This is a genomic window from Catenulispora sp. MAP12-49 (assembly GCF_041262705.1).
Classification (GTDB): Bacteria; Actinomycetota; Actinomycetes; order Streptomycetales; family Catenulisporaceae; genus Catenulispora.
Genome location: NZ_JBGCCP010000034.1, coordinates 61,420 through 76,310, shown reverse-complemented (window position 1 = coordinate 76,310; position 14,891 = coordinate 61,420). Strand labels below are relative to the sequence as shown.

The window sequence follows — 14,891 nt, the reverse complement described above, 5'->3', positions numbered from 1 at the left end:
CCGTCGTCGGTGAGCACACCGTCCCGCACCGAGGAGTCCCGCCATGACCCGCGACCTGGCTTCCCTCCACGCCGACCTGCCCGTCTGGGCCGCACCGATGGCCGGCGGGCCCAGTACTCCGGCGATGGTCGCCGCCGCCGCGGGTGCCGGCGGACTCGGTCTCCTGGCGGCCGGGTACAAGACCGCTGGGGCCCTGGCCGCGCAGATCGCGGAGGTCCGCATGCTGACCGGGGCGGCGTTCGGTGTGAACGTGTTCGCACCGAACCCGCTCCCGGTCTCCGTGCAGGACTACCGCGACTACGGCCGGACCTTGCAGCCGGAGGCCGGGCGCTATGGCCTCACCCTGCCGAGCGAGCAGCCCCGGAACGAGGACGACGACGCCTGGGCGGACAAGCTCGACCTGCTCCTGCGCGATCCGGTTCCCCTGGTGTCCTTCACCTTCGGACTGCCGGGCGCCGATGCTGTGAAGGTGTTGCAGGACGCGGGCACCGTGGTCGCGCAGACCGTCACCACGACCGCCGAAGCCCTTGCCGCAGCCCGGATCGGCGTGGACGCGCTGGTCGTGCAGGCCCCGGCGGCCGGCGGCCACTCAGCGACCCTCTCCCCCACTCGGCCGCTTGCTTCCATCGCCCTTCCGGACCTGGTCAGCGACGTGCGGAACGCGGTCGGGCTGCCGCTTCTGGCCGCGGGCGGCATCGCCACGGCCGCAGATGTCGCGGACGCCCTGCGCGCCGGCGCGCACGCCACGATGGTCGGCACCGTCCTGCTGCGCACTCACGAAAGCGGCGCCTCGGCAGCCCACCAGGCCGCCCTGGTCGATCCGGCGTTCACGGAGACCACGGTGACCCACGCGTTCACCGGCCGTCCCGCGCGGGCTCTGCGCAACCGTTTCATCGACACCTACGAAACCCACGCCCCGCTCGGCTACCCGGCGCTGCACCACCTCACCACCGGACTGCGCAAGGCGGCCGCCGCGGCCGGCGACACGGACCTGGTCCACCTGTGGGCCGGCACGGGCTGGCGGCAGGCTCGTGAGGAGAGCGTCGCCGACGCCCTCACTCGGCTGGCCGCAGAAGCGACGGCTTCTTAGCGACGAAACTCTGGATCTCGGCCACGAGCCGAGCCGGCTGGTCGAGCGGGACCAACGTGTAGGAGTCCTCGATCTCGACCAAGCGGGCATGGGGAATCAGGTCGGCGAGCCGGCGGCCGTGCTCGGGCGGCATCACCCGATCGCGCTGCGCCCAGACGACCAAGGCCGGCCGGTCGAACCGGGCCAGCTTCTCCGCGGCAGCGGTGAGCACGTTCCGGTCCGCAGCCGCGGCACGCAGCACCCGAACGGTGTCGCGACGGATCTCCCGCTGCCGCCAGATGGGCCGCATCCACCGCTTGACCACCGCGTCGCCGCGCTTGGTGAGCCAGCCGAACGCCAGCGGGAGGCGGCGCACCATCTTCAGCCGCATCTGCTGCATGAACATCCCGAACAGCGCCGGCGGGAGCTTGCCGGTGAGGAACAGCGCGCGGCCGGTCAGACCGGGCGGGAAGTTGTCGAACGCGTCGCACGACACCAGGACGGCGCCGGCGATCCGCTCCGGCGGTCCGTCGGCCATCAGCAGCTGCACCAGCACACCGCCGGTGTCGTTGCCGATCAGGATGACGTCGCGCAGATCGAGGGCGTCCAGGAACTCGGCGACCAGCGCGGCGATCCCCCAGGGCGACATGTCCGCGTCCGGGTGCATCCCCTTGCGGTGGGCTCCCATCGGCAGGACCGGGATCACGCAGCGGTGGCCCGGTGCGAGGCCGTCCGCGACCTCCGTCCACAGCGTCTCGTCCATCAGCAGGCCGTGCAGGAACACCAGGGTGGTCCCGGGGCCGGCACGGTCCTCGTACTCGATGACTCCTGCGGAAAGCTCGACCTCGTTCACGGGTGCTACCTCCTGCCGCGACGCTTCTTCCCTCAAGTGAACCACATGGTTCACATCTGCGCGCGGTCAGTCGGCGGGCTCGCACGGTCAGTCGGCGGCCTCCTCCCGCTCCAGCATCCGCAGCAGGGCCGCGAACCCGGCCTCGCCGCCGCTGCCGCCGTCGGTACCTCCCGTGCGGCGCTGCACCAGGAAGCCGCGCAGCGCCGCGAACACCACCTCGGCGATCTCGTCCTTGCGCCGGTCGCTCCACTGCGGCGGGCACATGGCCCGCAGCGCCGGCAGGAAGTGGCCCGCGGCGTCGACGGCCAGCGCCGCGTGCCGGTCGGGGTCGTACATCGCCAGGCCGAGCGCCTGGTCCAGCGCCCGCTGCCCCTCGCCGGAGCCGGTCAGCACCGGCCAGACCGCGCCGATCCGGCCGGCCAGCGTCGGGGCCTGGTCCGGGGCGTAGGCGGCGGCCAGCGAGGAGGCCAGGCGGCGCTCCCGCAGCCGTTCGACGGCCTCGCGCAGCAGGTCCTCGACACCGTCGAAGTGATAGAGCAGCACCTTGTGCGTGGTGCCGGCCGCCTTGGCCGCCCGCCGCAGCGAGAAGTCGACCAGGCCGTGCTCGGCCAGGTCGTCGGTGACGCTGTCGAGCAGCTCGCGGCGGCGCGCCTGGGCCCGGGGCGTGCCGGCCGAGCGCCGGTAGCCGACCGGGGCGGCGGGGTCGGTACCGATGTCGGGGTCTTCGTTCACAGCTCAAGCTTCCCTGATCCCGGCCGTGATGCCGGGATCAGAGAAGCGGCGGTTCTAGTTCAGCGTGAGGGTCACGGGCCCGGCCAGCACCGAGTACCCGTCGTTGCTGAAGTAGTAGACCTTGTACGTGCCGGCGCCGTAGTTCGCGGTGAACGTGGCGCTGCCGCTGGTCCCGGGGGTGTACTGCCAGGCCGTGGAAGCCTGGCTGCCGGGCGTGTCGCTCGGCTTGTAGATGCCGATCCAGTTCTTCGTGCTGTTCGTCGCGGGCGGGGTGGTGTAGGAGAACGTCACCGACGAGCCGTTCGCCACGCTGGGCGTCGAGGTGGTCAGCGTCGGGCCGCTGTTGGACGTCCCGCCCCAGGCGTCGTTGACGGTGGCCGCGTAGGCGTCGTTGTTGGTCAGCGGCGCCAGGCCCAGGGCCTTGTCGACGGTGCGCAGCAGGCCGTACTGGTCGGTGCGCTGCGAGCTGGTGTAGCCGGCCTTCACCGAGTTCTGCGATCCGAGCAGCAGCGTGGGGATGCGGTTGGGGTAGCTCGGGCCGTAGGCCTTGGTCGCGCCCTCGTCCCAGGTGAGGATCAGCAGGGACTTCTGCTGGGTCCAGGCCGGGGAGTTGAAGATGGCCGGCAGCGTCTTGCTCAGCCAGGTGTCGCCGTCGGTGACGCCGCAGGACTCCATGTCGTCGCAGTCGTCCGGCTCGAACCAGACGAAGTTCGGGGTGGTCGCGGCCGACTTCAGGTCTGTGGTCATCTGGGTGAGCGGCTGGTCGTGCTGGGCGCAGTAGCCGGTCGCGGACTCGTCGGCCTTGAAGTTCTGGAAGAAGGTGAACGGCACGTCGTCCGGGGCGTAGTAGCCGTGCGAGGTGTAGTCGCAGTTCCCGTTCTCGTTCTCGACGTACGTCTTCCACGTCTTGCCGACCGCCTCGACGCTGTTGCCGACGTGCGGGGCGTTGATCGTGGTGGTGGCGATGCTGTTGTCGTGCAGGCCGTACAGGCCGCCGCCGGCCAGCGCGACGTAGTTCGGGTCGGACGGGTGCGTGGTGGCGTAGGCCTGGCTCAGCGACGTGCCCTGGGCCAGCAGGCTGTTGATGTACGGGGCCTGCGAGGTGTTGCCGACGATGCCGGAGTAGTCCTCGTTCTCCATGTAGACCACGAAGACATGGTCGAAGCCCGGCACCGAGGACGGCGGCGCGGTCAGCGCCGGCGTGGCCACGTTCGCCCCGACGGTCAGCGACACGTCGTCGGCGTAGCCGTCCGTGGTGTCGCCGGCGGTCCAGGTGAAGACCAGGTCCACCTTGATCGAGCGGGTGCCGGCCGGCAGCGTCCCGGTGGCCGAGCGCTGCAGGAACTTGGTGACGCTGCCCCGGTCGGTGCTGGTCACCGGGGCGATGCTCGCGGTCCCGACCGAGGCGCCGGACGCGTTGAGGAACGTCGCGTTCATTCCCACGCGGTCGTTCTGGCCCGCGTACCCGCCGAGCCAGCCGGACAGGTTGAACGGCACGCCCCCGGCGTCGATCGCCGAGGCGGCCGAGGACACGTCGACGGTCTGCGCCAGGTCCGAGTTCCCGGTCGCCCCGCCGGCGAAGAACTGCTTCCCGCGCGTCGGCGAGCCCGGCGTGTTCGCGTCCGGATAGCCGGAGGCGCCGTAACACACGGCGTTCGCGTCGCCGGAGACGATCGTCCACCCCGGCATCGTCATGTCGTCGAGGCCGTCGGACGAGCACTGGGCCGCGCTCTCGGCGCCGGCGTCCACCAGCAGGTTGCCGCTGGTGGTGGCGGCGTGCGCGGGCCGGGCGGCGGTCACCGACAGGACGCCGGAGAGCAGGGCCAGCGCGGCGGCCGTGGCCAGCAGGGCTGTTCGGCCGCCTCCGGCGGCGCGGCGCAGGGACAGAGAACTCATACGGGATCCTTTTCCGTTCAGCGAGTGTGGGCGGGCTGCGGACCTGGACTACGTGCAGTTGGACTATGGATACGTGAGGTTGACGGGAGTTCCTCGCCCGGTGAACGGATCGAAGTTGTATAGCCAACACCTAGTTGTCTGGCCAACTTTGCGCACGGGGGCAAGGTAACTCCGTCGGCGGCTGTCGGCCAGAGCCTCGCGCGACAGACAGCAGCGGGCCGCGTGACCAGTCAGGTCCCGCGGCCCGCTGTTCCACAGGCCGAGCGGATATCAGCTGTCGTAGACGAGGTCGAACGACTCCCACGGCCCGATCGCGTAACGGTTGGCGATCAACGGCGAGGCACCGGTGTTGTCGGCGGTCACGATCTCGCCGTTCGCGTGGGCCCGCAGGCTCACGCTGCCGTCGGCGTTGTGGATGAGGTCGAACTCCTCCCAGGGCCCGACGCCGGTGCGGTTGTTGATCAGCGGCGACGCGCCCGCGTTGTCGGCGGTCACGAGCCGTGCGTTGGCGTGGGCCCGCAGGCTGACGCTGCCGTCCGGGTTGGTGACGAGGTCGAACCTCGTAGTCGGGGAACAGTCTCGCGATCCCCGGCCGCCCACGCACATCGCGTACAACAGCGACACAGCCCTGGAGAGCTCGGTGTTGGTGAACCCGAAGATCCTCACGCAACAGGTCCCGGTGAAGAACACCGGCTGGACCACCGTGCGCGTGACCGGCATCGGCCAGGACGGCCCGGGTCTGCGCCTGGTCGGCCCCACCGATGCCGAGGGACTGAAGCAGGCCTCGGACATAGGCGGCAAGCAGCCGCCGTTCGACCTGCACCCGGGCCAGACCGCGATCATGGTGGTCGCCTACCGGGTCACCGACTGCACGGCGGTCTCCTCCGGACCGTTCCCGATCGCCGTCCGGGTCGACCGGTCTTGGGGAACGGAGACGATCGACGTCGCCCTGCCCCGGCAGACCCCGAACACGCCCGGATGGACGATCGACGGAGCCGACATCGAGTGGCAGAAGGCGGCGGCGGACCAGGCGTGCCATCCGCAGCACTGAAGTCACGCCGCTGAAGACAACTGAAGACAACTGAAGACAGCTAAAGACACTGAAGACATCTCAACTAGAACGCGTTACATTCCCGCCATGAGCCTGCCGTCTTCGGTCACCTCCGAACTGCTCGCGAAGCTCACCGGCATGGTCGTGGCCACCAGCGGCCGCGCCCACGCGGTGACCGAGGTCTACAGCGGCGACAAGGTCGTGGACCTGCCGCAGTCCGATCCCGCCGACGTCCGGACCGCCTATGCCGCAGCCCGAGCGGCGCAGGCGGTCTGGGCCGGCTGGCCGCTCAAGCGCCGGCTGGGCGTGATGAAGCGGTTCCACGCGCTGCTGCTGGAGCGCGGGCTGGTCGTCGCCGACCTGATGCAGGTCGAGACCGGCAAGGCCCGGCGCATGGCCTTCGAGGAGACCTGCGACGTGCTGATGGTGACCAGCCACTACATCAAGGCCGCACCGCGCATCCTGAAGGAGCGCAAGCACGGCGGGGTGGTGCCGCTGGTCTCCACCTCGACCGAGGTCCGGATCCCCAAGGGGGTCGTCGGCCTGATCTCGCCGTGGAACTTCCCGTTCGCGACCAGCCTGTCCGACGCGATGCCCGCGCTGATCGCCGGCAACGGCGTCGTGCTGAAGCCGGACAACAAGTCCACGCTGAACGTCGCCTATGGCGTCGATCTGCTCTACGAGGCCGGGATGCCCGCCGGTCTGGTGCAGATCGTCTGCGGTGAGGGCCCTGACATCGGCGCGGCGCTGATCGAGGGCGCCGACTACGTCATGTTCACCGGCTCGACCGCGACGGGCCGGGTGATCGGCGCCCAGGCCGGGCAGCACCTGATCGGCTGCACGCTGGAGCTCGGCGGCAAGAACCCGCTGATCGTCCTGGACGACGCGAACCTCGAAGAGGTGATCGCCGGCACCGTCACCGCCACGTTCCTGAACACCGGCCAGGCGTGCATGCACATCGAGCGCATCTACGTCTCGGAGCGGCGCCGGGAAGAGTTCACCAAGCGCTTCGTCGAAGCCGTGCAGGCGATCCGGGTCGCCGCCGCCTACGACTTCTCGCCGGACATGGGATCGCTGGTCTCGGTCGCGCAGCGGGAGCGGGTGCAGGGGCACGTCGACGACGCCGTCGCCAAGGGCGCGACCGTCCTGACCGGCGGCAAGCCCCGCCCCGATCTGGGCCCGGCGTTCTTCGAGCCGACCGTGCTCACCGACGTCACCCCGGACATGGCCCTGGCCAAGGCGGAGACGTTCGGGCCGGTCACCGCGATCTACCCGTACGCCTCGGTCGAGGCGGCCGTGGCGATGGCCAACGACACCGAGTACGGCCTGAACGCCAGCGTCTGGGGCGGCGACCGCAAGGCCGCCGAGGCCGTCGGCCGCCGGATCGAGGCCGGCAACATCAACGTCAACGACGGCCTGGCCGCCTCCTACGCCTCGAAGAAGAGCACCTCCGGCGGGTTCAAGGCCTCCGGGGTCGGCAGCCGCCACGGCGACGCCGGCATGCTGAAGTACACCGACGTGCAGAACGTCGCCGTGCTGAAGAAGCAGGTGCTGACGAACCCGCCGGACACCGACTGGACCAAGCAGGTCGACAAGACCATCAAGGGCCTGCGTTTCATGCGCAAGCTCGGCATCCGCTGACCCGGTCCCCGTTCCCGCGTGCACTAGGGTCGGTCCTGCTTGCCGCGATCGTGACCGGGGAGACGGGCCTCTCCGGTGCGCGGGGCCTGAGGAGAGCGGGTCGGGGATGGAAGAGCTGACGGCGGACGATCCGCAATGGATCGGCGGATACAGGCTCCTGCGACGGCTGGGTTCCGGCGGGATGGGCCTGGTCTATCTCGGACGGACGGCCGGCGGCCGGACCGTCGCGGTGAAGCGGGTGCACGCCGACTTCGCGAACGACAGCGAGTTCCGGGCCCGCTTCCGGCAGGAGGTCGCCGCCGCGCGGCGGGTCGGCGGGCGGTGGACGGCGCCGGTGTTCGACGCCGACACCGAGGGCCCGCAGCCGTGGGTCGCGACCGGATACGTGGCCGGGCCGTCGTTGCAGGCGGCGGTGCGCGAGTTCGGGCCGCTGCCGCCGGCATCGGTGCGCGCGCTCGGAGCCGGCCTGGCCGAAGCCCTCGGCGCGGTGCACGGACTCGGCCTGGTGCACCGGGACGTGAAGCCCTCGAACGTCCTGCTCGCCCTGGACGGGCCCCGGCTGATCGACTTCGGGATCACCCGGGCCCTGGACGCCGCGGTGCAGCTCACCCGCACCGGCCTGCTGGTCGGCTCGCCGGGGTATCTGTCGCCGGAACAGGCGCAGGGCATGGCGGTGGGACCTGCCAGCGACGTGTTCTCGCTCGGCGCGGTGCTGGCGTTCGCCGCCGCCGGGACGCCGCCGTTCGGCGAGAATCAACCTATTGCGACGTTGTTGTACCGCGTGCTTCATGAGGCCCCCGATCTCGGGCGCCTCGACCCCGGACTGCGCGCGCTCGTCGCGGCGTGCATGGCGAAGAACCCCGCGGAGCGCCCCACGACCGAGCAGCTGCGAGCCGGGCTGGAGGCCGGCGGGCAGACGGCCCTGCTCGGCGCCGCCGGCTGGCTGCCGCCGGCCATCTCGGCCTCGGTCGGGCGGCTGGCCGTGGAGCTGCTGGACCTCGAAGCCGATGCCGGAGGCGGCACGGGGCCGGCCGGTCCCCCGGTCGGTCCCGCGAGTTCGCCGACCCGGCCACTTCCCCCGCCACCGACAGCGACGGCGGCGGCCTACCCACCGCCGCAGCAGACCTTCGGTCCGCCGACATCGCAGCCCCCGATGACCGCCATGGCGACGATGACCGGTGCGATGCAGCCCTCGTGGCAGACCGCACCGCCGATGGCACAGCCCAAAAGCCGCGGACCGCTGCTCGCCGCACTCGGGGCCGGCGCGGTCGTGGTGGTGGCGGCAATCTCCATAGCGATCGCCACTTCCTCTTCGACTTCGGGAACGCCGAGCTCGACAGCCACCTCGGCTCCCGGCGCCTCGGCACCCAACGGCCCGGCTCCCGCCAGCTCGACCCCCGGCGCCTCCTCCCCCAGCGGCTCGATCCCCGGCAAGTACCTCGGATCGTGGCAGGGCACCGCCACCGGCCCGCTGCTCCCCACGCCCCTGGCCATCGCCGTCACCGTCGCCCAGGGGCATCCCGGCCAAACGGTCGGCACGGTCACCAACGACGGCGGCGGCGGCCAGATCTGCCGGATCAATACGTCCCTGGTGTCCGCCGACGCCTCGCGCATGGTGCTGCGCGTCATCCCGAGCACCGCCAGCCCCGGCTGCGTGCCGATCACGTACGACGAGGTCTACACCGTGAACCAGGACGGCTCCATGCTGCTGACCCTCGGGTCGTTCACAGCGGACCTGAGCAAGCAGTAACGCGGGGCACGGTTTCGCGCCAGCCTAAGCAGGCTCCTGATGTCAGGCCTTGCTCATCGGCTGACGGTCTGTTAAATGCCTATTACAACGTTGTACTCAGTGGTACCCAAAACGTTGTCTTCGGCGTTGTCACAGCCACCGGATGGAGCTGAGCAGGCATGAAACCACGCGCTCCCGGCAAGGACTTCCCCGTTCCACCGCCCCGGGGCCCGCGGCGCCGACGACGAACGGCCCGGCTGGCGGCCGCCGTCGGCCTGCTCGCCCTGGCGGGCTCGGCCCTGTACGCGCCGGCTTCGGCGACCGCCGCGAGCGGCGCCAAAGCGCAGGCGACCGCGGCGTCCACCGCCGTCCTGGACGGCAGCGCCCGCTTCGAGGTGCTCACCCCGACCTTGATCCGCATGGAGTACGCCGGGGACAACCAGTTCCAGGACTCCCAGACTTTCAACGCTGTAAACCGCTCGTTCCCGGCGGTGTCCTTCACCACGTCGGTGAGCGGCGGCTACCGCGTCATCACCACCGGGTCGATCACCTTGCGCTACAAGGAGGGCAGCGGGCCCTTCACCGCCGCCAACACCTCGATCACCGTCGCCGGGACCAACGCGACGGCCGCCCCGTCGTTCCCGTCCTACTGCGCGTTCGGCACGGCCTGCGAGGCCGAGGACGGACTGCTCAGCTGGGGCGCGATGACCGCCTATGACCACAACGACTACTCCGGGTCCGGCTTCGTCGCCGGCTTCGGCCAGGTGAACAGCGCGGTCCAGCAGGACGTCTCGGCCGTCCCGTCGGCGGGGACGTACCAACTCAGCGTCCGCTACGCCAACTCCACCGGCGGCGACGGGAAGAACGTCACCCGCACCCTGTCGACCACGATCAACGGGGCCGCCGGGCCGGCGCTCTCGATGCCGGTCACCAGCTCGTGGGACACCTGGTCCACGGTCTCGATCCCGGTCACCCTGAAGGCCGGCGTCAACACGATCAACATCGTGCAGAACGCCTCCGACAGCGGCAACGTCAACCTCGACAGCCTGGCCGTGACCGCCTCCGGCGCCGCCTACCCGGCACCCGGCGCCTCCAGCTCGCTGCTGACCACCGCCTACGGCGCCGGCCCCACCGACACTGTCGGTGGCTGGTCCAGCTCGCTGGACAACCAGAACCCGGCCACTGCGACAGAGCGACCGGGCATCCTGGACCGCGACGGCTGGTACCTGCTGGACGACTCGCGCTCGGCGCTGATGAACGCCAACGGCACCGCCACCGACCGTCCCGGCCACGGAGCCCAGCCCTATCAGGACGGCTACTTCTTCGGCTACGGCGCCAACTACAAGCAGGGCCTGTCGGATCTCAATGCCCTGACCGGCAGTGAGAACCTGCTGCCGGAATCCGCCTACGGCGTCTGGTATTCGCGGTACTACGCCTACAGCGCCTCCGACTACGAGAACACGCTGCTTCCCACCTTCCGCAGCACGCACACGCCGCTTGACTGGCTGGTCGTCGACACCGACTGGAAGTCCCCCAACCAGTGGAACGGCTGGAACTGGAACAACTCCCTGTTCCCGGATCCCAACGCGTTCATGAGCTGGACCCAGCAACAGGGCCTTGAGACCGCGTTCAACATCCACGTCGGCATCAACAGCGCCGACCCGCAGTTCCCCGCCGCGAACGCCACCGCCGGCGGCCTCACCCCCGACCCCACGCGCGGCGGCGGCGACTACGAGTTCGACTGGTCGAACCCGAACCAGCTGGCGGCCTACTTCAACCTGCACAAGCCCTTCGAGCAGCAGGGCGTGCGCGAGTGGTGGCTGGACTACTGCTGGTGCGGCAACTCCACGGCCAGCGACCCGCACGTCGCCCCGGGCAACTTCATCAACCAGCAGTACGCCCAGGACGGGACCAACCGCGGCCTGCGCGGCTTCTCCTTCGGCCGCATCGGCTCCTCGGCGCAGGCCGGCGACAACGGCAACTACGCGCTGGGACCGTGGTCCGAGCGGCGCAACACCATGCAGTTCACCGGCGACACCGAGGCCACCTGGGCCATGATGGCGCTGGAGGCGCAGTTCGCCGGCGACGAGGCCGCGGCCGGCATCTCCAACGTCAGCAACGACATCGGCAGCTTCCACGGAGACCACCTGGCCGACGACATGTACGCGCGCTGGGTGCAGCTGGGGGCCTTCCAGCCGATCGACCGCCTGCACTCCGACCACGGCGACCGGCTGCCCTGGAACTACGGCACGGCCGCGGACGCCAGTGCCGAGCGGTTCCTGCGGCTGCGCGAGGCGCTGGTCCCGTACACGTACACGCTGGCCCAGCAGGCGCACACCACCGGCGTGCCGATCATCAGGCCCCTGTATCTGGACTACCCCTCGAACAACGAGGCGTACACGAACAAGGGCGAGTACCTCTACGGCGACAACATGCTCGTCGCGCCGATCACCACGGCGAGCGACGCCAACGGAAACGGCTCCGTCGGCGCGTGGATCCCGCCGGGCACCTGGACCGACTACTTCACCGGGACCAGCTACACCGGCCCGACCACCGTCACCATCACCGACCCGCTCAACGAGATGCCCGTCCTGATCAAGAGCGGCGGCATCATGCCGCAGCGCACCAACTACGTGAACGACGGCAACGCCTCGCCGCTGACCCAGGTCACGCTGTCGGTCGCGGCCGGCGCCGACGGCTCGTTCCCGCTCTACCAGGACGCCGGCGAGGGCAGCGGCTACCAGAGCGGCCAGTCGACCACGACGCCGATCTCCTGGAGCGACGCCTCGCGCACCCTGACCGTCGGCGCCGACACCGGCTCCTTCACCGGCGCCGCGACTCAGCGCTCGTACACCCTGCGGCTGTCGAACACGGTCGCCCCGACCGCCGTCTTCGTCGACGGCACCCAGGTCCCCGAGACCGCGTGGGCCTACAACCCGAACGAGCGCACGACGACCGTGACCACCGGCGCGCTCCCGGTCAACGCCCAGCACACGATCAGCCTGACCGGCAGCGCCACCGCCAACCCGACCAGCGGCGAGGTCGTCGGCGACGCCGGCCTGTGCCTGGACACCCGCGGCGGCACCAGCACCGACGGCACCGCGATGCAGCTCTACACCTGCAACCACAGCACCGGGCAGCAGTTCGCCTACACCCCCAACGGCACCCTGCAGGTCCTCGGCAAGTGCGTGGACGCCTCCAACGCGGGCACGGCCAACGGAACCGCGATCCAGCTCTATGACTGCAACACCACCGGCTCACAGAACTGGACCGCGCAGGCCAACGGCGAACTGATCAACCCGCAGTCAGGACGCTGTCTCACGGTCACCGGCGGCAACACCACCCCCGGCGCGGTCCAGCTGACACTGCAAGACTGCACCGATGCCGCGTCCCAGATCTGGAAGCTCCCGCCCGGACCGGTCGTCGGCCCCGGCAGCCTGTGCGTGGACGTGGCCAATGCCGACCCGGCATACGCGACCGCCGTCCAACTGTGGGGTTGCAACCAGACCGACGCCCAGCGCTGGTACACCCCCGGCGACAGCACGGTCCGCGTGTTCGGCAAGTGCCTGGACGTGAACAACGGTGGGACCGCCAACGGCACGCAGGTCCAGCTGTACGACTGCAACGGCACCGGCTCGCAGACGTGGGTGACGCAGGCGAACGGCTCGCTGATGAACCCGCAGTCGGGGCGCTGCCTCGACGATCCGAACAACAACGAGAAGGCGGGAGACCTTCTGGAGATCTACGACTGCAACAGCACCGCCGCGCAGCAGTTCAGCCTCGGAGGCTGAGCCGGCGGCAGTACCGATGCGCGCCGTGGCGGGAGGTCCCGCCACGGCGCGCGTTCGTCATCAGGAGAACCTGCCCCGGACCCGCCAGGCACACAGGCCCACCAGGACCGCGCTGAGCAGGAAGAAGACTCCCGTCTCGTACCACTGGAACGACCAATAGCGGTCGGCGGGCTGGAGCGTCACGTCGACGTGGGCGTTCTCCTTGGCGACACAGTCCGGCAGCTGCGGCGGCGCGACGACGTTCACGCAGTTCGCCCACCATGCGGTGTGGCCGACCTCCTTGCCGGAGGTGTCGAGCACCGCGCTGGTCGAGACGATCCACGGGCCGCCGTGGACCGTGACGCCGCCGACCGTGCCGTACTCGCCGAAGAACGACAGGCCGCTGACTTCGGCCTTGGTGAGGGCGACGGTCTGGCTGACCGGGGCGACGTAGCCCGGGCGGACCATCGTCGGCACGACGCCCTGGACGACCGCGAACACGACCAGGACGGCGGCCATAGCGGGGACCGTGCGCCGGACAAACAGACCGAGAGCCGCGGCGAGCAGGAAGGCGAAGACGCCGTAAGCCACGGGCACGATGTTGCGCGCGTCGAAGAGCAGCGGGGTGAAGCGGTTGTCGTGCACCGCGTCGATCGGGCCGGCGGCCCAGGTGAGGAGCAGGCTGTACAGACCGGTGAAGGCCGCCACCGCCAGGCCGACGAATCCGAGCTTCGCCGCGAGCCACCGGCCGCGCGTCACCGACTGGTTCCACGCCAGCCGGTGCGTGCCCGCCTCCAGCTCCCGGGTGATCAGCGGAACGCCCCAGAACATGCCGAGGAGCGCCGGGACCACGATCAGCGCGTAGCCGAGGACTTCGACCTGGGTGCCGTACCGTCCGGTGAACTCGCTCATCACACCGGCGCAGGCGCCCTTCGCGCACTGCGCGATATCGGCTTTGTAGGTATGGCGGATCTGCTCGCCGAGGATCACCAGGTAGGTCGCGATCAGCACCAGGGCACTGATACCGATGATCGCCTGGGTGCGGAACTGGCGCCAGGTCATCCAGATCATCGGTGGGTCTCCTGCGTCATGTAGGCCAGCACAAGCGTTTCGAGGTCGAGTTCCTCGACGCGCCACGGCCCGGGCGTCGGGGCGCCGTCCGTGCGGACGATCGCGCTGGTGCCGGTCGGCGTGTGGTCGAGGTGGACGATCCGGAATCCGGGCGGCAGGGCTTGGACATCGTCGCGGCGGCCGGTGATCCGGCGATGGTCGGCCAGCAGCTGATTCACGTCACCGGCGACTTGGACCCGGGAGCCGGCCAGGACGATCAGGTGGTCGCAGACGCGCTGGACGTCGGAAAGCGCGTGCGAGGACAGGATCGCGCTCGCGCCGAGGTCGGCGATGAACTCGGCCAGGTTCTCCAGGAACCCGCGCCGGGCCAGCGGATCGAGCGCGGCGGCCGGCTCGTCGAAGATCAGCAGCTCCGGCCGCTTGGCCACGGCCACGGTGAGGGCCAGCTGCGCTCGCTGGCCGCCGGACAGCCTGCCCGCCCTCTGGGACGGGTCCAGGCCGATCTGGGCGAGGCGGCGCTGGGCGAGGCGGTCGTCCCAGCCCGGGTTCAGGCGCGCTCCCATCGTCAGGTGGTCGGCGACGGACAGCGCGGCGTACACCGGGGTGTCCTGCGCGACGAAGCCCACCCTGGCCAGCTGCGCGGCGTCGGTGGCGGGCCGTTCGCCGAGCACGGTGATGGTGCCCGAGCTCGGCTTGATCAGGCCGCAGGCCAGTTGCAGCAGCGTGGATTTGCCGGCGCCGTTGGGGCCGACCAGGCCGATCACGCGGCCCTGCGGGATGCTCAGATCGCAGTCGGTCAGGGCCGCGCGGCGTCCGTAGCGTTTGCCGAGTCCTTCGGCTTCCAGAACGAGTGTCATCGCTTGTGCCGGCCCTTCAGCCTCGGGACCGGCGGTCGATCAGCTTGAGCACGAAACGCACGATCGTGAAGAACACGATCAGCACCGCGATCACGTCGATCGTGATCAGGGTGTAGAACAGCGGGCTGTAGTGATTGGCGGTGTCGGCGAGGGCGCCGGACGCCGGGGAGGTCGAGGTCATGCCTCAACGGTCCTGGCCGGAACGGACCCGCGGCATCGACC

General features: G+C 70.3%; 12 protein-coding genes. 5 read left to right on the top strand and 7 right to left on the bottom strand.

Translation table 11 applies throughout. From position 1 onward, the window contains the following. Positions 1–43: 43 nt before the first annotated feature. A complete protein-coding gene (locus ABIA35_RS39420) occupies positions 44–1,090 on the top strand; it encodes a nitronate monooxygenase (protein WP_370361329.1) in 1,047 nt (348 codons plus the stop codon). On the opposite strand, the gene ABIA35_RS39415 is transcribed toward ABIA35_RS39420, so the two are convergent. The 4 genes from ABIA35_RS39415 to ABIA35_RS39400 all read right to left on the bottom strand — a co-directional run bounded on the left by ABIA35_RS39415 (position 1,056) and on the right by ABIA35_RS39400 (position 5,216). Next, positions 1,056–1,922, bottom strand: a complete 867-nt coding sequence (locus ABIA35_RS39415) for an alpha/beta fold hydrolase (RefSeq protein WP_370361328.1) — start codon at positions 1,920–1,922, stop codon at positions 1,056–1,058. The genes ABIA35_RS39420 and ABIA35_RS39415 overlap by 35 nt on opposite strands. A gap of 87 nt (positions 1,923–2,009) precedes the next feature. Beyond that, positions 2,010–2,654, bottom strand: coding sequence for a TetR/AcrR family transcriptional regulator (locus ABIA35_RS39410; RefSeq protein ID WP_370361327.1), 645 nt, complete (start codon positions 2,652–2,654; stop codon positions 2,010–2,012). 54 nt (positions 2,655–2,708) lie between these two features. Beyond that, on the bottom strand, positions 2,709–4,550 hold the full coding sequence (locus ABIA35_RS39405) for an alkaline phosphatase family protein (RefSeq protein ID WP_370361326.1): 1,842 nt from the start codon (positions 4,548–4,550) through the stop codon (positions 2,709–2,711). 270 nt (positions 4,551–4,820) lie between these two features. Next, positions 4,821–5,216 (bottom strand): hypothetical protein, encoded by a 396-nt coding sequence (locus ABIA35_RS39400; RefSeq protein ID WP_370361325.1) that lies wholly within the window; start codon positions 5,214–5,216, stop codon positions 4,821–4,823. Between ABIA35_RS39400 and ABIA35_RS39395 the strand changes: the two genes are divergently transcribed. The 4 genes from ABIA35_RS39395 (at position 5,197) to ABIA35_RS39380 (ending at position 12,762) form a co-directional block, all read left to right on the top strand. After that, positions 5,197–5,601 (top strand): hypothetical protein, encoded by a 405-nt coding sequence (locus ABIA35_RS39395; RefSeq protein ID WP_370361324.1) that lies wholly within the window; start codon positions 5,197–5,199, stop codon positions 5,599–5,601. The genes ABIA35_RS39400 and ABIA35_RS39395 overlap by 20 nt on opposite strands. 87 nt (positions 5,602–5,688) lie before the next feature. Beyond that, positions 5,689–7,242, top strand: coding sequence for a succinic semialdehyde dehydrogenase (locus tag ABIA35_RS39390; RefSeq protein WP_370361323.1), 1,554 nt, complete (start codon positions 5,689–5,691; stop codon positions 7,240–7,242). Positions 7,243–7,348: 106 nt separating this feature from the next. Then, a complete protein-coding gene (locus ABIA35_RS39385) occupies positions 7,349–8,992 on the top strand; it encodes a serine/threonine-protein kinase (protein ID WP_370361322.1) in 1,644 nt (547 codons plus the stop codon). A 158-nt stretch (positions 8,993–9,150) separates the two neighbouring features. Further along, positions 9,151–12,762, top strand: a complete 3,612-nt coding sequence (locus ABIA35_RS39380; RefSeq protein WP_370361321.1) for a ricin-type beta-trefoil lectin domain protein — start codon at positions 9,151–9,153, stop codon at positions 12,760–12,762. A gap of 60 nt (positions 12,763–12,822) precedes the next feature. Here the strand turns inward: ABIA35_RS39380 and ABIA35_RS39375 are convergent, their stop codons facing one another. The 3 genes from ABIA35_RS39375 to ABIA35_RS39365 are packed head-to-tail and all read right to left on the bottom strand — an operon-like array spanning position 12,823 to position 14,850. Beyond that, on the bottom strand, positions 12,823–13,812 hold the full coding sequence (locus tag ABIA35_RS39375) for a hypothetical protein (RefSeq protein WP_370361320.1): 990 nt from the start codon (positions 13,810–13,812) through the stop codon (positions 12,823–12,825). After that, positions 13,809–14,669 carry an ABC transporter ATP-binding protein gene (locus ABIA35_RS39370; protein ID WP_370361319.1) on the bottom strand — a complete coding sequence of 287 codons (861 nt, stop codon included), beginning with the start codon at positions 14,667–14,669 and terminating at the stop codon, positions 13,809–13,811. The genes ABIA35_RS39375 and ABIA35_RS39370 overlap by 4 nt, the downstream gene beginning before the upstream one ends. Positions 14,670–14,685: 16 nt before the next feature. Next, entirely contained in the window at positions 14,686–14,850 is a 165-nt protein-coding gene (locus ABIA35_RS39365; protein ID WP_370344710.1) for a hypothetical protein, read from the bottom strand. Between the last annotated feature and the right edge of the window lie 41 nt (positions 14,851–14,891).